The organism is Nocardioides sp. CPCC 206348 (assembly GCF_048654705.1).
Taxonomy (GTDB): domain Bacteria; phylum Actinomycetota; class Actinomycetes; order Propionibacteriales; family Nocardioidaceae; genus Nocardioides.
The window spans coordinates 46,853-67,564 of record NZ_JBMCZA010000221.1 but is presented as its reverse complement, the minus strand read 5'-3'; the positions used below and the strand labels follow the sequence as shown (position 1 = coordinate 67,564).

Below are 20,712 nucleotides of genomic sequence, written 5' to 3'. Positions count from 1 at the left end.
ACGAAGGCGGTGATGCCCCGCGAGCGCAGCGAGGGGTCGACCGTTGCGAACACGATGATCCACTGCGCGTAGGGCGCGTTCGAGATCCACGTCTTCTGGCCGTTGAGGATGTAGTCATCACCGTCGCGCACCGCGCGGGTCTGCAGTGAGGCGGAGTCCGACCCGACACCGGGCTCGGTGACGGCCAGCGCCGTGACGGGCGGATTGTCGCCCGTCAGTGGCGTGAGCCAGCGCTTCTTCTGCTCCTCGTTGCCGAGTGCCTCGATGGGTCCCGCGAAGAAGGCGCTCGACGTGAGGAAGTTGCCGATGCCGACGTCGCCGTAGCAGAGCTCCTGCTGGACCAGGCACTGCGTGACGAGGTCGCCGATCCCCCCGCCGCCGTACTCCGCCGGGAGCATGTACGACGCCAGGCCGATCTGGGCGGCCTTCTGCCACAGGTCGAGGGGCGACTCGGTGTCGGCCTCGTCGACCTCGTGGGCCCGCGGGCGGATCTCTCGCTCAGCGAAGTCACGGGCGAGCGCGATGAACTCCCGCTGCTCGTCGGTCAGCGGGATGCCGTCGCGGATGGTGTGGCTCATCAGGGTGTTCCTCGATTTCGTTTCGTGGGATGTCAGGCGGCGGTGTCGTCGGCGACGACGAGTGCGTGCTCGGGGTGCCAGTGGGCGGCAACGGGCAGCCCCGGGCTGGGGGTCAGCCCGCTACGAACAGCGGTCCGGGTGACCAGGTGACGACCGTCCGGCAGGGCCACCTCGACGCGAAGTCCGGAGCCGAGGTAGACGACCTCGCGGACCACACCGTCGACTGCGCTGTGACCAGTCGGCAGACCGGCGCCCGCAGCACTCAGCTGGACGTGCTCGGGGCGGACCACCAGCGCGGAGCCGTCCTCCACGCCATGGCTGCGGCCGGTGAAGATGTTGGACTCGCCCAGGAATTCCGCGGTGTAGCGGCCCGCCGGACGCTCGTAGAGCTCGACCGGAGTTCCGACCTGGACGACGGCTCCGTCGCGCAGGACAGCAATGCGGTCGGACATCGCCAATGCCTCTTCCTGGTCGTGGGTCACGAACACGAAGGTGGTGCCGAGCTCACGGTGCAGCCGCTTGATCTCGAGCTGCAACTGCTCACGCAGCCGCTTGTCGAGCGCGCCGAGCGGCTCGTCCATGAGCAGTGCCTGCGGCTGGAACACGATGGCCCGGGCCAGGGCAACACGCTGCTGCTGGCCTCCCGAGAGCTGCGCCGGCCGGCGCTTGCCGAGGTGACCGAGCTCGACGACGTCGAGCGCCCGCTGGACTCGTTCGGCGACCTGGGCCCGGGTGATCTTGCGCCGCCGCAGCGGGAAGGCCACGTTGTCCCACACCGACATGTGCGGGAACAGCGCGTAGTGCTGGAAGACCATGCCGAGGTCTCGCCGGTACGGCGGCACCTTGGTCAGGTCGCGACCACCGATCTCGATCGAGCCGCTGTCGGCCGCGATGAATCCGGCGATGATGTTCAACAGGGTCGACTTCCCCGAGCCGCTCGACCCGAGCAGGGTGAGGAACTCCCCCGGCTTGACGGTCAGGCTGACGTCATCGACGGCCGCCATCGACTTGTATCGCTTGACGACGTTGCGGATGTCGATGGAGACGCCGGGCGTTCCCAGCTGGCTGATGGTGTCGTTCTGGTCCATGGAGTGCTCCGTGGTGGATGGGACGGGGATCATGAGGTCTTGGCCAGGCGGCGCGAGCGGAGCACGCGGACCAGGCCGGCCGAGGCGAAGAGGGCCAAGGTGACGAGCAGGAGCATCGTGCTGACCGCAGCGACCGTCGGGTCGATCTGCACCCGCACCCCGCTCCACATCTGCACTGGAAGGGTGCTGACGTCGGGTCCCGCCAGGAACACACTCACCACGACCTCGTCGAACGAGGTGATGAAGGCGAACAGAGCTCCTGCCGCAACGCTCGGCGCGATGCACGGCAAGGTCACCCGCAGGAACGTGGTGAGCCGGTTGGCACCCAGGCTCATCGAGGCCATCTCCAGGCGCTCGTCGAAGCTGACGAGAGCTGCACTGACGTTGATGACGACGAACGGAACAGCGAGCGCGGTGTGCACCAGGACGAATCCGAGGATCGACTGGGTGAGCCCGATCTCAAGGAAGAGCGCGTAGACCGCCAGGCCGATGATCACGTAGGGCACCAGGATCGGAGCCAGGACGAGACCGCTCACCAGTGCCTTCACGGGGTAGCGCCCGCGCACCATCGCCATCGCGGCGGCCGTTCCGAGGACGGCGGACAGGATCGTGACCAGGAATCCGATCTGCAGCGAGTTGAGCGTTGCGTTGACCCACGCCGGGTCCGAGAAGAACGACTCGTACCAGCGGGTCGAGAACGCCTTCGGCGGGAACTCGAGGAACGAGCTGTCGTTGAACGAGGTCGGCACGACCACGAAGACCGGGGCAACCAGGTAGAGCGCGGTCAGGACGACGAGCCCGACCAGACCGGTTCGGCACAACAGCTTGGTGTTCATCGCTCGCCTCCCATGAACTTGCCGATGTTGACGATCCGGGACACCAGGAAGAGGAGCGCGGCAGTGACGACCAGGAGAACGACGGCGAGGGCCGATGCGAAGCCCCAGCGCAGGACTGCCGAGAGCTGCTGGACGATGAGCTCGCCGATCATCATGTCCTTGGGTCCGCCGAGCAGGGCGGGCGTCACGTAGAAGCCGATCGAGGAGATGAAGACCAACAGACACGACGCCGCGACGCCGGGGACGGTGAGCGGCGCGTAGACCCGCCAGAAGGCGGAAATCGGCCGGGCACCGAGTCCTTCGGCGGCCTGCACCAGCCGCCGATCGATCTGGCGCATCGTCGCGTACATGGGGAGGACCGCGTACGGCAGCATCACCTGCACCATTCCGATCAGAACGCCGGTCTGGTTGCGGATCAGGGACATCGGCTCGTCGATCACGCCCATCGACATCAGGGTCTCGTTGACCACACCGGTGTCACCGAGCATCAGCACCCAGGCAAAGGTCCGGACCAGCAGGCTGGTCCAGAACGGGATCAGGACCGCGACCAGCATGACGTTGCGCCAGAAGGGTGGCGCCAGGCTCATCAGGTAGGCGTAGGGGAAACCGAGGAGCAGGGTCACTGCGGTCACGAGTCCCGAGATCCGGAAGGTGTTGCCGAGGACGTCGAGGTAGACGGGCGAGCTGAAGAAGTCGGCGTAGTTGTCCACCCCGGTCGTCGGGTCCGTGAAGCTGCGGGCCAGGACGGTCACGAGCGGCGCGACGAAGACGACCAGCAGGAAGACCACCAGCGGCAGGACCAGGAGTCCCCAACCATCGAAGATCCTGCGTCGGCGGCGCGGCGACACCACGTCCTCGCCGGCACCGGGAGCCGGTCGGCCGACTCCCGGCGGGGCACTCGTGGAGATGGTGGTGCTCACTTGGCTGCCCATTCGTTCAGGCGTTCCGACACCTCGTCGTAGTTGTCGGCCCAGTAGGCGTAGTCGACGATCGCGGCCCGCTTGGGAGCGTTGTCAGGCGATGTCGGCAGCTCAGCGAGGACCTCGGCATCGACGTACTCGAGCGCTGCCTCGGTGATCGGACCGTAGGCGGTCGCATTGGAGTAGCCCGCCTGGGCCTCGGGGTTCTCGACGTACCAGGCCATCCACTCCATGGCCTTGTCCGCGTTGGCCGCACCCTTCGGGATCACCAGCTGGTCGTAGGACAGCAGGTGCTCGTTCCACTCGTTGGCGACCGGCTGACCCTCCTTGGCAGCGGAGTAGATGCGACCGTTCCAGGCCTGGACCAGCGGGGCCTCGCCCGAGGCGACGAGCTGCTGCTGCTGCTCACCGGTCTCGTAGAAGACGATGTCGTCCTTGATCGTGTCGAGTTTCTCGAACGCGCGATCGATGTCGAGAGGGTAGAGATCGTCGGCAGCGACACCGTCCGCAAGCAGCGCGGCCTCGAACATCGCCCCGGTCGCGTACTTCCAGAAGCCGCGCTTGCCCGGGAAGCGCTTGGTGTCGAAGAACTCCGCCCAGGTCGTCGGGTGCTCCTTCGGGAACTTCTCGGTGTTGTAGCCGATGGTGAAGGCGTACTCGAGGACCGGGATGGCGCAGTCGGTGACCTCTTCGGGATTCAGGGCGTCGGTGTCGACCACGCCGGTGTCGATCTTCTCGGCCCAGCCGTTGTCGCAGGCGGTGTGGGCAAAGTTCGGCTCGACCTCGACGACGTCCCAGCTGACCTTGCCCGACTCGACCTGCGCACGGAACTTCGCGTAGTCGCTCGGCGAGTCCTGCTTGATGGTGACGTCAGCCTCGTCGGCCCACGGCTGCACGGCTTCCTTCACGTGGGTCTTCTGGTCCTGACCGCCCCACATGACCACGGTGAGCTGATCTCCGCCGCCGCCCGCAGCGCCGCATCCGGCCAGGCTGATCGCCGCCGTCATCGCGACACCCACCGTCAGAACTCGCTTCATCGGAAACCCCGGCTTTCAAAGTTGATTGGTGCGTCAGTTATCTAAGACCTGATAGTGACGGCCATCACGTCGACGTGTCAAGGACTACGTCCAGCGAAAATCCGGGGAGCTGCATGCAAAAAGCGAAAGGAGCCGGTGGGGGACCCACCGGCTCCTTCTCGGACGTGCGCGCGCGTCAGTCAGCGAGGAAGAACCACGCCAGGACCTGCTCGTAGACGGCACGCATCCGGTCCACCGTCATGCTCCGCGAACCGAGCAGCACCTGGAGGCTCAGCCCGTCGATCATTCCGATCAGGCCATTGGCGAAGACCACCGGGTCCCCCTCGCGGAACTCACCCGCGACCTGGCCGTCCCGAATGATGGCAGCGACCGCCCGGCGCCACTCGCCATAGACGCGTTCATTGAGTTCTTGCAGGTCAGAGTCGTGAAGTGCCTCAACCCAAAGCTCCGCCCACACACGCCAGGCCGAGACCGTCGCGTCCCCCTGCGGCAGGTACGAGTCGACGAAGTCGCGCAACCGCTGGCGCGGCGAGTCGGCGCTCTCGAGGATCTCCCGCCGCCGGGCCAGCGACTGGGTGAAGTTCCACTCGAAGGCTCCGTGCATCAGGTCGCGCTTCGTGTCGAAGTAGTAGTGCACCGTCCCCGTGCTCGTGCCCGCACGCTTGGCCACATCAGCGATGCGCAGCGACTTGAACCCGATCTCGGAAACGACCTCGCAGGCGGCCGCGAGGATCTGCTCCTTGCGTTCCGCCTCGACGCTGGTCCTGGCCACGCGGATCTCCTCTGGTTGACTTGACTGGTCAGTCAATCATTCACTGGAGCACCGTGCAAGCGACGCGCTGCCCAGGGAGCAGCGCGGTCTGCTCAGACGACGATGTTGACGAGCTTGGGTGCGCGGACGATGACCTTGCGTACCTCGCGGCCGTCGATCGCCTTGACCACGGCGTCGTCGGCCAGGGCGAGGGCTTCGAGATCGGCCTCGCTGATGTCCGGCGAGACCTCGAGGCGCCCGCGGACCTTGCCCTGGATCTGGACGACCGCCGTCACCGAGTCCTCGATGAGCAGCGCGGGGTCGACGACGGGCCACGAGACCTGGGCGACGGACGGCTGGTGTCCGAGTCGGTCCCACATCTCCTCGGCCGTGTACGGCGCCACCAGCGACAGCAGGATCGCAACGGTCTCCGCCGCTTCGCGCACCGCCGGGTCGGCCGGGCCGCAGCCCGAGTCGATGGCCTTGCGGGTGGCGTTGACCAGCTCCATCGTGCGGGCGACCACGACGTTGAACCGGTGGGCCTCGAGCAGGTGGGCGGCGTCGTTGACGGTCTTGTGCGTCACCTTGCGCAGGGCGATGTCACCACCGGCCACGTCGACACCCGGATCGGACGTCACGTCGCCCGACAGGCGCCAGGCGCGCTGCAGGAACTTGGCCGAGCCGGCCGGCGACATGTCCGCCCAGTCGATGTCGTCCTCGGGCGGGCTGGCGAAGACCAGGGTCAGTCGCACCGCGTCGACCCCGAACTTCTCCAGCTGCTCCCCGAGGTTCACCCCGTTGCCCAGGGACTTGCTCATCTTGTGGCCGTCGTTGATGACCGTGCCCTGGGAGAGGTACGCCGAGAACGGCTCGTCCCAGTCGATCAGGTCCATGTCGCGCAGGACCTTGGTGAAGAAGCGCGCGTACAGCAGGTGCAGGACGGCGTGCTCGGACCCGCCGATGTAGAGGTCGATGGGACCCCACGCATTGGCCAGGGTCGTGTCGAACGGCTGCGTCGCGTCGTGCGGGGAGAGGTAGCGGAAGAAGTACCAGGACGAGTCGACGAACGTGTCCATCGTGTCGGTGTCGCGCAGCGCGGGCCCGCCACAGGTCGGGCAGCTGACGTTGACCCAGTCGGTCGCGGCACCCAGGGGCGAGGTGCCCTTGGGCTTGAGGTCGGCACCGCGCAGCTCGGGCAGCTCGACGGGCAGCTGGTCCTCGGGAACCGGCACCTCGCCATCGACCGGGCAGTGGATGATCGGGATCGGCGCGCCCCAGTAGCGCTGGCGCGACAGCAGCCAGTCACGCAGCCGGAAGTTCACGGTCCGCTCGCCGCGGCCCTTGGCCTCGAGCCAGTCGATGATCGCGGCCTTGGCCTCGGCGATCGGCAGGCCGTCGAGCGAGATCTCGTCGTTGGACGAGTTGATCGCCGGCCCCGTACCGGTGAAGGCGTCGCCCTCGAAGTCCTCGGGCGGCTGGACGGTCCGGATGATCGGCAGGTCGTACGCCGTTGCGAACTCCCAGTCGCGCTGGTCCTGGCCGGGCACGGCCATGATCGCGCCGGTGCCGTAGTCGGCCAGCACGTAGTCCGACGCCCAGACCGGGATCTCCCGGCCGTCGACCGGGTTGACGGCGTGGACGCCGAGGAAGACACCCGTCTTCGGCCGGTCGGTGGCCAGCCGGTCGATGTCGGAGGCCTTGCGGATGCCGTCGAGATAGGCCTCGTACTCCGCCCGGATCTCGTCGGTGACCAGCGCGGCAGCCAGGGGCGCGTCGGCCGCGACCACCATGAACGTCGCGCCGAAGAGCGTGTCGGGACGGGTGGTGAAGACGTCGATCTCCTGGTCGGTACCGACCACGGGGAACGTGACGTGCGCGCCCTCGGACCGGCCGATCCAGTTGCGCTGGGCGTTGATGACCTTGCCGATCCAGGTGCCCTGCATGTCATCGAGGGAGTCGTGCAGTTCCTGGGCGTACTGGGTGGTCTTGAAGTACCACTGCGTCAGCTCACGCTTGGTGACCTCGGCGCCGCAGCGCTCGCAGGTGCCGTCGGCCAGGACCTGCTCGTTGGCGAGCACGGTCTGGTCGTTGGGGCACCAGTTGACCGGGCTGTTCTTGCGATAGGCCAGGCCCTGCTCACGGAACTTCAGGAACAGCCACTGGGTCCACTTGTAGTACTCGGGGTCCGAGGTGTGCAGCCGACGCGACCAGTCGAAGCTGATGCCGTAGCGCTTCATCGACGCGAACTGCGTCTCGATGTTGGCGTAGGTGTACGTCGCCGGGTGCTCGTTGTTCTTGATGGCGGCGTTCTCGGCGGGCAGCCCGAAGGAGTCCCAGCCCATCGGGTTGAGCACCTCGTAGCCGCGGAACCGCCAGTAGCGGGAGATCACGTCGTGCAGGGCGAACACCTCGGCGTGACCCATGTGCAGGTCACCGCTCGGGTACGGGAACATCGTCAGCGCATAGCGCTTCTCGCGCTCACCGGACACGACGGCAGCGTCGTCGGCACGGAAGGGGTCGAGCTCTTCCCAGACCGGAAGCCACTTCTCCTCGACGGCATGGACGTCGTAGTGGACCTCGGGATTCAAGGGGGAGGGCGCGACCGTTTCACTCACGGCCAAAGGATAGTCGTGACGACGGTCAGGTCAGGCCACGGCCTCACCGGTCTGGACGCGCCACAGGGCGGCATAGCTGCCCCCGAGCGCGACCAGCTCGTCATGGGTGCCCGCCTCGGCGACCCGACCGCCGTCCAGCACCCAGATCCGGTGGGCATGCCGGACGGTCGAGAGCCGGTGCGCGACCACGATCGTGGTGCACCGTTCTGCCGCGCGGCGCAAGGACGACTGGATGGCCGCCTCGGTCTCGTTGTCCACCGCACTCGTGGCCTCGTCGAGCACCAGGATGGCCGGATCGCGCAGCAGGGCGCGGGCCAGCGCGATCCGCTGGCGCTGGCCGCCCGACAGGGTGATCCCGCGCTCCCCCACCCACGTGTCGTACCCGTCGGCCAGGCCCTCGATGAAGTCGGCCACGGCAGCGGCATCGGCGGCTTCACGGATCTCGGTCTCCGTGGCGCCCGGGCGGCCGTAGGCGATGTTCTCGCCGATGGTGCCCGAGAAGAGATAGACGTCCTGGGCGACGTACCCCATGGAACCGCGCAGCGAGTCCCAGTCGAGCTCCCGCACGTCGGCGCCATCGAGCAGCACCTGGCCCTCGCGGGCGTCGTCGAAGCGCAGCACCAGCCGCAGCAGCGTGGACTTGCCGGCCCCGGTGGACCCGACGATGGCGTGCGTCTCGCCAGCGGGTACGACGAGGTCGATGCCGTGCAGGACATCCGGCCCGTCGGCGTACCCGGCCCGGACGCCCCGCAGCTCGACCCGACCCCGCACGGGCTTGGCGAGGCTGGCGGTCCCTGCAGGCACGGTCACCGGCTCGTGGAGCAGCGCGAGGATGCGGGCTGTCGACGCGCGGCCGCGCTGGTAGAGGTCGAGCACCTCGGCGACGTCGGTCATCGGCCAGAGCAGGCGCTGCGTCATGAAGACCAGCACCGAGTAGAGGCCGAGCTCCAGGTCACCGCGCAGGGTCGCCCAGCCACCGAGCAGCAGGGTGCAGGTGAAGCCCGCGAGGATCGCCATCCGCACCAGGGGAACGAAGGCCGCCGACGAGCGGATCGCGCGGACGTTGGCGTCGCGGTACGCCGCCGACACGCCCTCGATCCGTTCCCGCTCGCGGTCCTCGGCGGTGAAGGCCTTGATGGTCGCGATGCCACCAAGGTTGGCGCTGAGCGCACCGGACAGGTCGGCGACCGCCGAACGGACCTTGTCGTAGAGGGGTTCCAGCCGCTTCTGGAAGAGCAACGAGCCCATCACGATGATCGGGATCGGGAGGAAGGCGTAGAGCAGCAGCTCCCACGACGCGATCGCGAACACGGCGCCGACGAGCACGATGTTCAGGAAGGTCTGCAGGATCGCGGGGAAGCCGATGTCGAGGAACCGCTCGAGCTGGTTCACGTCGTCGTTGAGCGTCGCGAGCGTCGTGCCCTGCGGCCGCGACTCGTGCCAGCCGAGGTGCAGGTGCTGGGCGTGGTCGTAGGCTTCGACCCGCAGCTCGTGCTCGACGGTCTGCGCCAGTCCGCGCCACAACAGGCTGGCGACGTACTCGGACGCGGACTCGATGACCCAGACGACGACGTTGAACCCGGCGATCCAGGCGAGCTGGGCGTACCGCGACTCGACCCCCAGCAGGTCACCGGCGAACGAGTCCGACCCGCGTACGACGACGTCGACCGCCGCTCCGATGAGCAGCTCGGGCATCACGTCGGCGACCTTGTTGACCGTCGACATCAGGACCGCGAGCAGGAACCGCCCCCGGAGTCGGTCGTAGCGATTCCACAACGCGCGGAGCGGACGATCAATGGGCGCGATGGACTGCACGGCACTCCCGGGTTCGACAACTGGTTAGGCGAACCTTACTGTCGCGCCTCGGCCTGCCCTCGGCCGGTCCCGCGCGCGGCGAAGCACTACCGTGCCGTCCATGACCGCCAGCGATCTCTCGTCCATGTTCCGCCTCGACGGCAAGGTCGCCGTCGTCACCGGCGCCAGCTCCGGGCTCGGCGTCGACTTCGCGAAGGCCCTCGCCGAGGCCGGCGCCGACGTCGCGATCGGCGCCCGTCGCGTCGAGCGCCTCGCCGACACCGCCGCACTCGTCGAGGCCGCCGGCCGCCGCTCCGTGAGCGTGGCGACCGACGTGGCCGACCCGGCGTCGTGCCAGGCGCTCGTCGACGCCGCGATGGCCGAGTTCGGCCGGGTCGACATCCTCATCAACAACGCCGGCGTGGGCACCGCCGTCCCGGCGACGAGGGAGACTCCCGAGCAGTTCCGTGAGGTGATCGACATCAACCTCAACGGCAGCTACTGGATGGCGCAGTCCTGCGGCCGGGTGATGCAGCCCGGCTCCAGCATCATCAACATCTCCTCGGTCCTCGGCCTCACGACCGCCGGACTCCCCCAGGCTGCCTACGCCGCCTCGAAGGCAGCGATCATCGGGCTCACCCGTGACCTGGCCCAGCAGTGGACCGGCCGCAAGGGCATCCGCGTGAACGCGATCGCACCGGGCTTCTTCCTGTCGGAGATGACCGACTCCTACCCGCCGGGCTACCTCGAGTCCCAGCAGGCGCGGATCCCCGCGGGCCGCAGGGGCGACCCGCGGGAACTCGCGGCCACTGCCGTGTTCCTGGCGTCCGACGCCGCCGGCTACATCACCGGCCAGACGCTCGCCGTCGACGGCGGGATGACGATCACCTGATCAGCACCTGATCAGCGGCTCGCGTAGACCACCACGACGGACGGACGCGGGAACGCGTCGGTGTGCGGCCACGTGCTGGCCGGGTCCTCGAACGTGGCACCGTCGATCTCGCCGGGGTGCTGGACCGCGACGAAGAGCGAGCGGTCGTCGTCGGTGACCAGCGGGCCACACGCCTCCGCGCCCTTGGGCACGGTGCAGACCTGCTGCACCTGGCCGCGGTTCGGACCAGCGACCGGCACCCGGAAGACACCGTCGTTGCTGCCGAGGACGTTGCCGTCGGTGGAGATCCACAGGTTGCCGACGGTGTCGAACGAGACGTTGTCGGGGCAGCTGATCGGACTGACCTTGGTCTTGTCGAACCCACCGAACCAGCTCTCCGGCGCGGCCGGGTCGCCGCACACCAGGAACAGGTCCCAGGTGAACGTGGTGGAGGCGTGGTCGTTGCCACCCGGCGTCATCTCGAGGACGTAGCCGTTGCGGTTGCCGCTCGCGTTGGTCAGCGGAGCGGCGATGCTCGCCCGGACCTGTGAGGTCGCGAGCGGGTTGGCCTCGTCGACCGGCAGGGAGCCCGAGCCGCGGTTCGAGTTGTTGGTCAGCGCTGCGTAGACCTTGCCGTTGACCGGGTTGGCCTCGACGTCCTCGGGACGGTCCATCCTGGTCGGGGCCAGCTTGTCGGAGGCCTGCCGCGTGAAGAGGAGTACGTCGGCGACGGACATGCCGGGCACGAAGGACTGCGTGTCCGTCGTGAGCGGCAGCCAGGTGCCGGTGCCGTCGAAGAGGCCGTCCTCGGTGCCGTCGCCGACCAGCCTGGCGACGTACAGCGTGCCCTTGGTGAGCAGCGTGAGGTTGTGCTTCCTGGCGGCTGTCGTACCCGCACCGTCGTACTTCTCGGCGGAGACGAACTTGTAGAGGTAGTCGCCGCGCTCGTCGTCACCCATGTAGGCGACGGCGTGGCCCTCTGCCGAGATCGCGATGTTGGCGCCCTCGTGCTTGAAGCGGCCGAGCATCGTGTGCTTGCGCGGCGTGGAGGTCGGGTCGAACGGGTCGACCTCGATGATCCAGCCGAAGCGGTGCGGCTCGTGCGGCTCCTTCGACAGGTCGAAGCGCGGGTCGACCGAGCTCCAGCCCTTGCCGGCCCCGTTGATGCCGTAGCGGGCGTACTGCGTCGTGTAGCGGGTGTCGAGGCCGGCGCCCTTGTCGAAGTACTGGTTGAAGTTCTCCTCGCCCGAGAGGACCGTGCCCCACGGGGTGGTGCCGCCGGCGCAGTTGTTGAAGGTGCCGAGGACCCAGCGCCCTTCGATGTCCGCAGTCGTCCTCAGGCGGGCGTCGCCGGCAGCAGGACCGACGAGCTCGAAGGTCGTCGCGTCGTGGAGGCGGCGGTTCTCCTTCGCCTGGCCGAGGCCGGTGCGCTTCCAGGAGCCCGGACGGTTGTGGCGGCGGACCCGGACCACCGACATGCCGTGGTTCGCGATCGCGATCCGCTTGATCTCGTCCGCGGTGTACTCGCCGGTCGGGAACATCAGGTTCTCGTCGGTGTACTCGTGGTTGACGACCAGCAGGGCCTCGTCGTCGTTGAGCGGCAGGAGGCCGACGTAGTCGCAGTTGTAGCCGAACTGCTTGCGGGTCGATGCGACCGTCTGCGCGTGGGCATCGAACTCGGGCGCGCCCTTGACGACCGGGTCACCCCACCGGATGACGACGTCGTGGTCGAAGCCCTTCGCGGTCGTGAACGCATCGCGCTTGTTCGGCTCGACCGGCGAGAAGACCGCGTTGCCGAGGGTGCCGTGACCCAAGGGAGCGCCGGGGCGCTGGGCACCCGGGGCGGCAGCGGCCGCAGAACCGGCTGAGTGCACGAGGCCGCCGACGAGGAGCGCGCTCGCGGTGACGGCGCCGCCCCGCAGGACGCTGCGGCGGCCGACGGCCTTCGCGATCTCGTCCTGGATGTGGGCGTGGTCGGTCGTGTTCGGCTCGGGCTGGTCACAGGCGTTGCCACAACGGAAGAAGCAGGTCAGGTGCGACCGGGATCCGTGGCGGTTGCCGGTGGGGGCAAGCGCGAGCAGGGGCCGGTTCTCGGGAACGACGGAGGTCATGGGCGCAGCCGACCAGTCGCCGGTGAACCCCTCCGAGCCAGCAGGTTGCGTGTCGGTGAAGGTCGCGCGGGTAGGGGCTGTCGAGTTGAGCGTCGGTCCAGTGCGTGCATGAGTGCCGCCGACGGGGGAGACGGGCCGGAGGCCCGACGACCGAGGAGAAGGTGCTCAGGTGCGTGCTGGGGCGGCGGTCAGCCGACATGCCCTACCCGCGCGACCTTTTCGTGCGGACGGCCCGTGCCTGCTGTCCGGCGCGGCACGGCATGATGACGCCCATGGACCCCCGACCCACCGGCTCGGCGCGGGAGGTGACGGGCGTCTTCCTGCGCCTCGGGGTCATCGCGTTCGGCGGCCCGGCCGCCCACGTCGCGCTGATGCGCGAGGAGTTCGTACGACGGCGCGAGTGGGTCACCGACCAACGGTTCGCGGACCTGATGGGCGCCACCAACCTGATCCCGGGACCCAACTCGACCGAGCTCGCGATGCACCTCGGCCACGAGCGGGCCCGCTGGCGCGGCCTGGTGCTGGCCGGCCTCGGCTTCATCCTCCCGGCGGCGTTGATGGTCACCGCACTGGCCTGGGCCTACGTCGAGTACGGCGACACGCCTGCCATCGAGGGAGTCCTGTACGGCGTCGTGCCGGTCGTCGTGGCGATCATCGCCTGGGCGCTGGTCGGCCTGGGCAGGACCGTGCTCAAGTCGCCGTGGCTCGCACTCCTGGCGGCGGCTGCCCTGGCGTCGTACCTCCTCGGGGTGAACGAGCTCGTCGTGCTGTTCGCCGGCGCCCTGCTGGCCGCCGTCGCGCAAGCGGGCCAGGCGCTGTTCCGGGGCCGCGGCGAGCGACACCACCTGCTCGGGATCCCGCTGCTCGTCGGCTCCCCCGTCTTCACCGATCCGACCGGCACCCAGCTGGCCCAGCTGTTCTTCACGATGCTCAAGATCGGCTCGGTGCTCTACGGCAGCGGCTACGTCCTGCTCACGTTCCTCGAGGGCGACTTCGTGGACCGCCTCGGCTGGGTCACCCAGCAGCAGCTGATCGACGCCGTGTCGATCGGGCAGGTGACGCCCGGGCCGCTGTTCACCACCGCGACGTTCCTGGGCTACGTCATCGCCGGGTTCCCCGGCGCGTTCCTCGCCACCGTGGCGATCTTCCTGCCGTCGTTCATCTTCGTCGGACTGCTCACCCGGCTCGCCGACTGGCTGCGGTCCCGGGCGTGGACGTCGGCCCTGCTCGATGGCGTCAACGCCACGGCGCTGGCACTGATGGCGGGCGTCTCGCTCCAGCTCGGACGGACCTCGCTGGTCGACCCCCTGACGATCGCGTTGTTCCTCGCCACGCTGGTGCTGCTCTGGCGGACCAGGCTCAACAGTGTGTGGTTCATCGCTGCGGGCGCGCTCGTGGGCGTCGCCCACGTCCTCATCTGACCGGGTGGTGGCTGGTGATCGAGATCCGGTTGAAGGCGTTCATCGTGATGGCCACCCAGGCCACCGCCGCATAGGCCGCATCGCCCAGCACCGCACGAGCCTCGTCCTCGACGTAGCGACGCTCGAGGAGCTCGGGCAGCTGGGTGATCGACTCGGCCAGCTGCAACGCGGCCTGCTCCTGCTCGGTGAACAGGCTGGTCTCCGACCACGTCGACAGGACGGCGAGCCGCCGCTCCGTCTCTCCGGCCTCCACGGCCTGGCGGTGGTGCAGGTCGAGACAGTAGGCACAGCCGTTGATCTGGGAGACCCGCAGGTTGATCAGCTCGACGAGGATCCGTCCGATCCCGGCAGCCTCCGCTGCGTCACCGGCGGCCTGGGAGAGGCCGGTGGCGGCCTGGTAGACCGCCGGTGCGGCCTTGTCGAGGTAGAAGCCCTTCCTCACGTCACGGGGTCCGTGATGTCGTCGTACTCCGGGTGCTTGGTCAGCCACCGAGCGACGTACGGGCAGTGCGCGATGATCCGCTTCCCCTGGGCGCGTACGTCGGCGAGGGCGAACTCCACGAGCCCGCCGGCGAGCCCCCGGCCGCCGTACGCGTCGTCGACCTCGGTGTGGACGAAGTCGACGTGGACGTCGTCGGGCAGCCGGTACTGCGTGAAGCCGGCCAGAACGTCGACGTCCCGGATCTCGTAACGACGGAGATCCGGGACGTGGACGTAGGTGATGGTGCTGTTGTCAGGGGCCTCGCTCATGCCCCCAGCATGCCAGCACCCTTTTCAGGACGGGTGGATCAGCGCAGGTCGAACCGGTCCGCGTCCATGACCTTGACCCACGCGGCGACGAAGTCGTTGACGAACTTCTCCTTCGCGTCGTCGCTGGCGTAGACCTCGGCGAGGGCGCGCAGCTGCGAGTTGGAGCCGAAGACCAGGTCCGCCGCGGTCGCGGTCCAGCGGACGTCGTCCGTGGCGGCGTCGCGGATCTCGTAGACGTTCTCCTCGCCTTCCGAGACCTTCACGACGGTGCCGGGAGCGAGCAGGTTCACGAAGAAGTCGGTCGACAGGACGCCCGGCTTCTCGGTGAGCACGCCGTGCGTCGAGCCTGCCGCGTTGGCGCCGAGGGCGCGCAGTCCACCGAGGAGGACGGTCATCTCCGGCGCCGAGAGGCCGAGCATGTAGGCATTTTCGAGCAACAGCTTCTCGAACGGGAGCTTCTCGCCGGGGCGGACGTAGTTGCGGAATCCGTCGCCGCGCGGCTCGAGCACCTTGAACGACTCGGCGTCGGTCTGCTCCTGCGCGGCGTCGGTGCGACCGGGCGTGAACGGCACGGTCAGGTCGAAGCCGCCGTCGCGGGCAGCCTTCTCGACCGCGGCCGAGCCGGCGAGCACGATGAGGTCGGCCAGCGAGACCTTCTTCTCGCCCTGCGCGTCGAAGTCGGCCTTGACCTGCTCGAGCGTCGCGAGCACCGTGGCGAGCTGGTCGGGCTGGTTGACCTCCCAGTCCTTCTGCGGCGCCAGGCGGATCCGCGCTCCGTTGGCGCCACCGCGCTTGTCGGTGGTGCGGAAGGTTGCGGCCGATGCCCATGCGGTGGAGACCAGCTGCGACACGTCGATACCGGAGTCGAGGACCTTCGCCTTGAGCGCAGCGATGTCCTGCTCGTCGACCAGCGGGTGGTCCACGGCCGGAACGGGGTCCTGCCACAGCTGCGGCTCCGGCACCCAGGGGCCGAGGTAGCGCGACACCGGACCCATGTCACGGTGCAGCAGCTTGTACCAGGCCTTGGCGAAGGCCAGGGCGAACTCGTCGGGGTTCTCCAGGAAGCGGCGCGAGATCTTCTCGTACGTCGGGTCGAACCGCAGCGCGAGGTCGCTGGTGAGCATCGTCGGAAGCTTGTTGGGACCGCCATGGGCGTCGGGGATGATCGCCTCCGCGTCCTTGGCCACCCACTGCTTGGCGCCGGCCGGGCTCTCGGTGAGCTCCCACTCGAAGCCGAAGAGGATCTCGAAGAACCGGTTGCTCCACTGGGTCGGCTTGTCGGTCCAGGTGACCTCGAGGCCGGACGTGATGGCGTCGCCACCCTTGCCGGTTCCGAACTCGCTCTTCCAGCCCAGGCCCTGCGCCTCGATCGGCGCGCCCTCGGGCTCGACGCCGACGAGGTCCGCGTCGCCAGCACCGTGGGTCTTGCCGAAGGTGTGACCACCGGCGATGAGCGCGACGGTCTCCTCGTCGTTCATCGCCATCCGGGCGAACGTGTCGCGGATGTCGCGCGCCGAGGCGAGCGGGTCCGGGTTGCCGTTGGGGCCCTCGGGGTTGACGTAGATCAGGCCCATCTGGACCGCACCGAGCTGCTCGGAGAGCTCGCGTTCGCCGCTGTAGCGCTCGTCGCCGAGCCACGTGTCCTCGGGACCCCAGAAGATCTCCTCGGGCTCCCAGACGTCCTCGCGGCCGAAGGCGAAGCCGAAGGTCTTGAAGCCCATCGACTCCAGCGCGACGTTGCCGGCCAGCACGAGCAGGTCGGCCCACGAGATCTTCTGGCCGTACTTCTGCTTGACCGGCCAGAGCAGGCGGCGGGCCTTGTCCAGGTTGCCGTTGTCGGGCCAGCTGTTGAGCGGGGCGAACCGCTGGCCGCCGTCACCGGCGCCACCGCGACCGTCGTAGATGCGGTAGGTACCGGCCGCGTGCCAGCTGAGCCGGATCATCAGGCCGCCGTAGTGGCCGAAGTCGGCGGGCCACCAGTCCTGGGAGTCCGTGAGGACGTCGACGACGTCCTGCTTGAGCGCCTCGAGGTCGAGGGTGGCCAGCGCGGCGGCGTAGTCGAAGTCGGCGCCGAGCGGGTTGGACGCCGGGGCGTGCGCGTGCAGCACCGACAGGTCCAGCTGGTTGGGCCACCAGTCCTGGTTGGACCGCGGGCGGTGCCCCTTGGGCTCCGGTGCGTCCAGAGCGGGGTTCTCGCTCTCGCTGCCGTCGTGGGCGACGGGGCAGCCTGCCTGGTTCTCGGACATGCTCAACCTTTCGGGGGTGTTCGTTCAGGTGTGGGCGGAACAGTCGGGGCACAGGCCCCAATAGATGACCTCGGCCTCGTCGATGACGAAACCGTGGGAGTCGGAAGCGGTCAGGCACGGCACGTGCCCCACCGCGCAGTCCACGTCGGCGATCGACCCGCAGGAGCGGCACACGACGTGGTGGTGGTTGTCATCGGTCCGCGTCTCGTAGCGGGCCACCGAACCGGCAGGCTTGATGCGGCGCACGAGTCCGGCCTCGGTGAGGGTGTGCAACGAGTCGTAGACCGCCTGGTGCGACACGTCCGGGACGACGGACCGCGACGCCGCGATCACCGATTCCGTGTCGGCGTGCGGGTGCGCATGCACGGCCTGCAGCACGGCCAGCCGGGGCTGGGTGACGCGCAGGTCGACGTCTCGCAGCAGCTGCTGGAAGTCGGGAGCGGTCACGTTCGACAGTCTGCCACTAATCTTGAATGAGTCAAGACTGGCTCCGGCGCGTCCCCGATCTCCTTGCCCACGGCGCGAGCCGATAGCGTCACGACATGGCACACCAGATGAGGGTCCGACGCGCCTTCGCCCGCGGCGCACTGCGTACGACGAGGTGGCGCCTCGTGGGCGACGTACCCCAGACCGGCATCCTCGTCGGCGCTCCGCACACCTCGAACTGGGACTGGGTCGCGATGCTGCTGATCGCCTGGTCCAACGGACGCAGCCCCCAGGTCCTGATCAAGGAGAGCTTCTTCAAGGGGCCCATCGGCTGGCTCATGCGCAAGACCGGCGGGATCCCGCTGGACCGCAAGAACCCGGGCGCCACGATCCGCGCGCTGCTCGAGGAGGCCGCGGGCGACGAGCCGTTCCTGCTCGTCATCGCGGCCGAGGGCACACGTGGCAAGGGCGAGTACTGGAAGCCCGGCTTCTACCGGATCTCCCAGCAGACCGGCCTGCCGATCAGCCTCGGCTTCATCGACTCCCCCACCCGGACCCTCGGCATGGGCCCGACCTTCAGTCCGTCGGACGACGTCGTCGCCGACATGGACTTCGTGCGCGCCTTCTACGCCGACAAGATGGGCGTCCGTCCGGAGAACCGGACCGAACCGCGGCTCCGCGAGGAGAACGCGGCGGACTGAGTCGTCGGGGCCTTCAGGTCCCGTGGCACCCTTTGCCCCATGTTCGAGGCCATCGGGTACGTCGGCGCGGTGGGCTCCGCCAGCATGTGGGCTCCGCAGGCCGTTCGGGTGGTGCGCCTGCGCCGCGACGTCGAGGCCCTCGCGGCGATCAGCGCGTCGGCGTACGCGATCGCGGTGGGGTTCAACGCACTGCTGGTGGTCTACGGCAGCAGTGCCCACGCGGTGCCCGTGGTGGTGGCCGGCGTCCTCAACCTGGCCTGCGCCACGTTGATCTTCGGCATGCTCCAGCGGGCGAGGCGGCGGGCCACGTGAGCGTTGCCCTGGGGTTGCTGGTGGGCGTCGTCGACGTCGCACAGTTCCTGCCGCATGCCCGCCGCACGATCGACAAGCGCCACGACGTCAAGGCGATGAGCGGCCTGAGCGTGTGGACCTGGACCATCGCGACCGCGCAGGGCCTCGCCTGGATCGTGTACGGCGCCGCGAACGGCCTGCTGCCGATCCTGCTGCCGAACCTGGTGATCACGCCGGTCTGTGCAGCGATCCTCACGATGCGCCTCGCGGCCGGTGCGAAGGGGGCAGACGATCCGGACTGAGCGGCGTACTGTGCGGAAGGTCGTCCAGATCCCAGCAGGAGGTCCCACGTGAGTCGGTTGCGTCAGTCAGCAGTGGTGTTCGTCGGTGCGTTGTCCCTGGCGGGAGGCCTGGTGGCGACGGGTCCTGCTGGTGCGGACAAGGGCGGCAGCAACAGCGCCACCGGCACGGGCCGGATCTTCATGGTCAACCCGGTCCAGTCGAGCAACGACCAGGACCTGACCGACCAGAAGGATTCCGCGGGCGCCGTACCCGACAGCGCGTACACCGACGCCCAGTTGCGCAACCTCGACGGCTCGGGCTACCTCCGCGGCAAGTGGGTCACCGTCGAGTCGAGCACCGGCACGCCCGCCTTCAGCAGGACGAACACCTACCTCTACAACCGCTCGCAGGACCAGTTCGAGCAGGTGATGGCGTACTTCTGGGTCAACCAGGCGCAGGAGTACCTGCAGTCCCTGGGCTTCGACAACATCCTGCACAAGCCGTTCCCCGTGAAGATCAACCAGTACGGCGGCGACAACAGCTACCAGACCGACAAGCCCTTCCGCGTGCGACTCGGCAAGGGTGGGGTCGACGACGCGGAGGACGCCGAGGTGATCGTCCACGAGTACGGCCACGCCGTGCACCAGTCGCAGGTCCCCGGCTACGGCCAGAGCCTCGAGGCCGGTTCGATCGGTGAGTCCTTCGGCGACTACCTCGCGGTGACCGTCGGCCTCGACGCCGCGGCCACCCACGGCTGGCCGGTCGCCGCCGACCCGTCGTGCCCGATGGACTGGGACGCGACGTCGTACACGGACGCACCGCACTGCATCCGCAGCTTCCACACGGACCTGACCGTCGAGGACAAGATCGACCAGGTCCACCACGACGGACAGATCTGGTCCCAGGCGCTGTGGGAGATCCGCAACGACTACGTCGCCCTGGGCGGGACGACGAAGGACTGGGACCGGACGCTGATCGCCTCGCAGTTCAACTACGCGCCCGACACGTCGTTCTCAGACGCTGCCGCCGCGACGTACGCCGAGGCGCTGACCGACGGCCCCGCGTTCGCCGCTGCCGTCAAGGCCCGGTTCGCCGATCGCGGGATCACGTTCTGAGCGGAGCCCCCAGCCGAGCCCGCACGCGATGAGCGTGATCGCGGTCAGCACGTAGAGGTTGCCGGACAGCCCCTGCCAGAGGTTCCAGTCGTACTCGACCCCGTTGCGGAACGGCGCCCACCAGATCGCCCGCGACGCGGCGATGACGACGACGGCACCTGCGACCACCCGCGCCCGGGGCAGGCCGCTGAGCCACAGGGCGAGGACGATCGGCACGAACCAGACCCAGTGGTGGTCCCACGAGATCGGTGACGCGAGCACCATGCCGAGGGCAGCCATGCCGACCGCCAGGGGGCGGGCCGCCGGCGACGTCGAGCGCCACAGGAGCGCGGCTGCGACGAGCGAGAGGGCCGCGACGGAACCCGCGACCACGAACCACAGCGAGGTCGATGCCTCGTGCCCGAGCAACCGGCTCAGGGTGCCCAGCACGGACTGGTTGCCGGCGTACTCGACGCCCCCGATCCGGCTCGGGTCCCACAGGATTTCCGTCCAGTAGGCCACCGACGCGGTGGGTGCGAGCGCCGCACCCACGAGGACCGTGGCCGCAAAGCTCCCGACGGCGACGCCGGCGGCGCGGCGCTGCCCGACCACCAGGAGGAACGCCACGAAGAACAGCGGCGTCAGCTTGATGCCGGCGGCGATCCCGACCAGCCAGCCCGCGTGCCGCCGTTCGGGACGCAGGACGTCGGCCAGGATCGCGGCCATCAGGAAGAGGTTGACCTGGCCGTACGACAGCGTCGACCACACCGGCTGGCTCAGCAGCGCCACCGCCGTCAGGACCGGCACCACCATCGCCGGGTACGTCGACCCGCCGGCCTCGAGCGTCGCGTGGATGGCCCACGCCAGCACGAGCACGCACGCCGCCGACCAGAGCGCGGC

Annotated in this window: 20 protein-coding genes; 6 read left to right on the top strand and 14 right to left on the bottom strand. The window is 68.8% G+C overall.

Annotated elements, in window-relative coordinates; genetic code table 11:
• The 8 genes from ACOADB_RS25115 to ACOADB_RS25080 form a co-directional block, all read right to left on the bottom strand.
• Positions 1 to 578: acyl-CoA dehydrogenase family protein (locus ACOADB_RS25115; protein ID WP_378605318.1), on the bottom strand; the 578-nt coding region annotated here is incomplete at its 3' end.
• A gap of 32 nt (positions 579 to 610) precedes the next feature.
• Positions 611 to 1,666, bottom strand: coding sequence for an ABC transporter ATP-binding protein (locus tag ACOADB_RS25110; RefSeq protein ID WP_378605315.1), 1,056 nt, complete (start codon positions 1,664 to 1,666; stop codon positions 611 to 613).
• Between the two features lie 29 nt (positions 1,667 to 1,695).
• On the bottom strand, positions 1,696 to 2,502 hold the full coding sequence (locus ACOADB_RS25105) for an ABC transporter permease (protein WP_378605312.1): 807 nt from the start codon (positions 2,500 to 2,502) through the stop codon (positions 1,696 to 1,698).
• Positions 2,499 to 3,422, bottom strand: coding sequence for an ABC transporter permease (locus tag ACOADB_RS25100; protein WP_378605309.1), 924 nt, complete (start codon positions 3,420 to 3,422; stop codon positions 2,499 to 2,501). Before ACOADB_RS25100 ends, ACOADB_RS25105 begins: the two co-directional genes overlap by 4 nt.
• Positions 3,419 to 4,459, bottom strand: a complete 1,041-nt coding sequence (locus ACOADB_RS25095; protein WP_378605306.1) for an ABC transporter substrate-binding protein — start codon at positions 4,457 to 4,459, stop codon at positions 3,419 to 3,421. Before ACOADB_RS25095 ends, ACOADB_RS25100 begins: the two co-directional genes overlap by 4 nt.
• 175 nt (positions 4,460 to 4,634) lie before the next feature.
• The gene (locus ACOADB_RS25090; protein WP_378605303.1) at positions 4,635 to 5,231 is read right to left on the bottom strand and encodes a TetR/AcrR family transcriptional regulator; all 597 of its coding nucleotides are present in this window, start codon (positions 5,229 to 5,231) and stop codon (positions 4,635 to 4,637) included.
• 92 nt (positions 5,232 to 5,323) lie between these two features.
• Complete coding sequence (gene leuS / locus ACOADB_RS25085; protein WP_378605300.1) at positions 5,324 to 7,825, bottom strand: leucine--tRNA ligase; 2,502 nt, start codon at positions 7,823 to 7,825, stop codon at positions 5,324 to 5,326.
• Between the two features lie 30 nt (positions 7,826 to 7,855).
• Positions 7,856 to 9,640, bottom strand: a complete 1,785-nt coding sequence (locus ACOADB_RS25080; RefSeq protein WP_378605297.1) for an ABC transporter ATP-binding protein — start codon at positions 9,638 to 9,640, stop codon at positions 7,856 to 7,858.
• Between the two features lie 100 nt (positions 9,641 to 9,740).
• Here ACOADB_RS25080 and ACOADB_RS25075 point away from each other — a divergent pair, with 100 nt between their 5' ends.
• The gene (locus tag ACOADB_RS25075) at positions 9,741 to 10,511 is read left to right on the top strand and encodes an SDR family NAD(P)-dependent oxidoreductase (protein WP_378605294.1); all 771 of its coding nucleotides are present in this window, start codon (positions 9,741 to 9,743) and stop codon (positions 10,509 to 10,511) included.
• A gap of 11 nt (positions 10,512 to 10,522) precedes the next feature.
• Here ACOADB_RS25075 and ACOADB_RS25070 read toward each other — a convergent pair whose 3' ends face one another.
• Positions 10,523 to 12,601: a PhoX family protein gene (locus ACOADB_RS25070; RefSeq protein ID WP_378605291.1), complete on the bottom strand. Its 2,079-nt coding sequence runs from the start codon at positions 12,599 to 12,601 to the stop codon at positions 10,523 to 10,525.
• Positions 12,602 to 12,873: 272 nt separating this feature from the next.
• Here ACOADB_RS25070 and chrA point away from each other — a divergent pair, with 272 nt between their 5' ends.
• Positions 12,874 to 14,022 (top strand): chromate efflux transporter, encoded by a 1,149-nt coding sequence (chrA, locus tag ACOADB_RS25065; protein ID WP_378605288.1) that lies wholly within the window; start codon positions 12,874 to 12,876, stop codon positions 14,020 to 14,022.
• Here chrA and ACOADB_RS25060 read toward each other — a convergent pair.
• Genes ACOADB_RS25060 through ACOADB_RS25045 form a run of 4 tightly spaced genes read right to left on the bottom strand, consistent with a single transcriptional unit; the run spans position 14,015 to position 17,465 of the window.
• On the bottom strand, positions 14,015 to 14,464 hold the full coding sequence (locus tag ACOADB_RS25060) for a carboxymuconolactone decarboxylase family protein (protein WP_378605285.1): 450 nt from the start codon (positions 14,462 to 14,464) through the stop codon (positions 14,015 to 14,017). The two genes, chrA and ACOADB_RS25060, sit on opposite strands and share 8 nt — an antisense overlap.
• Complete coding sequence (locus tag ACOADB_RS25055; protein ID WP_378605283.1) at positions 14,461 to 14,772, bottom strand: GNAT family N-acetyltransferase; 312 nt, start codon at positions 14,770 to 14,772, stop codon at positions 14,461 to 14,463. Before ACOADB_RS25055 ends, ACOADB_RS25060 begins: the two co-directional genes overlap by 4 nt.
• Before the next feature lie 38 nt (positions 14,773 to 14,810).
• Positions 14,811 to 17,018: a catalase/peroxidase HPI gene (gene katG, locus ACOADB_RS25050; RefSeq protein WP_378605278.1), complete on the bottom strand. Its 2,208-nt coding sequence runs from the start codon at positions 17,016 to 17,018 to the stop codon at positions 14,811 to 14,813.
• Positions 17,019 to 17,042: 24 nt separating this feature from the next.
• Positions 17,043 to 17,465 carry a Fur family transcriptional regulator gene (locus ACOADB_RS25045; RefSeq protein ID WP_378605275.1) on the bottom strand — a complete coding sequence of 141 codons (423 nt, stop codon included), beginning with the start codon at positions 17,463 to 17,465 and terminating at the stop codon, positions 17,043 to 17,045.
• A gap of 95 nt (positions 17,466 to 17,560) precedes the next feature.
• Between ACOADB_RS25045 and ACOADB_RS25040 the strand changes: the two genes are divergently transcribed.
• From ACOADB_RS25040 to ACOADB_RS25025, 4 genes are read left to right on the top strand one after another with little or no spacing between them, the layout of a single operon-like run.
• The gene (locus ACOADB_RS25040) at positions 17,561 to 18,145 is read left to right on the top strand and encodes a 1-acyl-sn-glycerol-3-phosphate acyltransferase (protein ID WP_378605272.1); all 585 of its coding nucleotides are present in this window, start codon (positions 17,561 to 17,563) and stop codon (positions 18,143 to 18,145) included.
• A 39-nt stretch (positions 18,146 to 18,184) separates the two neighbouring features.
• Positions 18,185 to 18,457, top strand: a complete 273-nt coding sequence (locus tag ACOADB_RS25035) for a hypothetical protein (RefSeq protein ID WP_378605269.1) — start codon at positions 18,185 to 18,187, stop codon at positions 18,455 to 18,457.
• The gene (locus ACOADB_RS25030; RefSeq protein WP_378605266.1) at positions 18,454 to 18,738 is read left to right on the top strand and encodes a hypothetical protein; all 285 of its coding nucleotides are present in this window, start codon (positions 18,454 to 18,456) and stop codon (positions 18,736 to 18,738) included. The genes ACOADB_RS25035 and ACOADB_RS25030 overlap by 4 nt, the downstream gene beginning before the upstream one ends.
• A 48-nt stretch (positions 18,739 to 18,786) precedes the next feature.
• Positions 18,787 to 19,833: a M36 family metallopeptidase gene (locus ACOADB_RS25025; protein WP_378605262.1), complete on the top strand. Its 1,047-nt coding sequence runs from the start codon at positions 18,787 to 18,789 to the stop codon at positions 19,831 to 19,833.
• Here ACOADB_RS25025 and ACOADB_RS25020 read toward each other — a convergent pair.
• A partial coding sequence (locus ACOADB_RS25020) for a glycosyltransferase 87 family protein (RefSeq protein ID WP_378605259.1) occupies positions 19,732 to 20,712 on the bottom strand: 981 nt, incomplete at its 5' end. The genes ACOADB_RS25025 and ACOADB_RS25020 overlap by 102 nt on opposite strands.

Bases quoted from the DNA above. Each gene is read 5' to 3' on its own strand.
- ACOADB_RS25110 (WP_378605315.1), bottom strand. From the start codon at position 1,666: ATGGACCAGAACGACACCATCAGCCAGCTGGGAACGCCCGGCGTCTCC.
- ACOADB_RS25105 (WP_378605312.1), bottom strand. From the start codon at position 2,502: ATGAACACCAAGCTGTTGTGCCGAACCGGTCTGGTCGGGCTCGTCGTC.
- ACOADB_RS25095 (WP_378605306.1), bottom strand. From the start codon at position 4,459: ATGAAGCGAGTTCTGACGGTGGGTGTCGCGATGACGGCGGCGATCAGC.
- ACOADB_RS25075 (WP_378605294.1), top strand. From the start codon at position 9,741: ATGACCGCCAGCGATCTCTCGTCCATGTTCCGCCTCGACGGCAAGGTC.
- ACOADB_RS25070 (WP_378605291.1), bottom strand. From the start codon at position 12,601: ATGACCTCCGTCGTTCCCGAGAACCGGCCCCTGCTCGCGCTTGCCCCC.
- chrA (WP_378605288.1), top strand. From the start codon at position 12,874: ATGGACCCCCGACCCACCGGCTCGGCGCGGGAGGTGACGGGCGTCTTC.
- ACOADB_RS25055 (WP_378605283.1), bottom strand. From the start codon at position 14,772: ATGAGCGAGGCCCCTGACAACAGCACCATCACCTACGTCCACGTCCCG.
- katG (WP_378605278.1), bottom strand. From the start codon at position 17,018: ATGTCCGAGAACCAGGCAGGCTGCCCCGTCGCCCACGACGGCAGCGAG.
- ACOADB_RS25040 (WP_378605272.1), top strand. From the start codon at position 17,561: ATGGCACACCAGATGAGGGTCCGACGCGCCTTCGCCCGCGGCGCACTG.
- ACOADB_RS25035 (WP_378605269.1), top strand. From the start codon at position 18,185: ATGTTCGAGGCCATCGGGTACGTCGGCGCGGTGGGCTCCGCCAGCATG.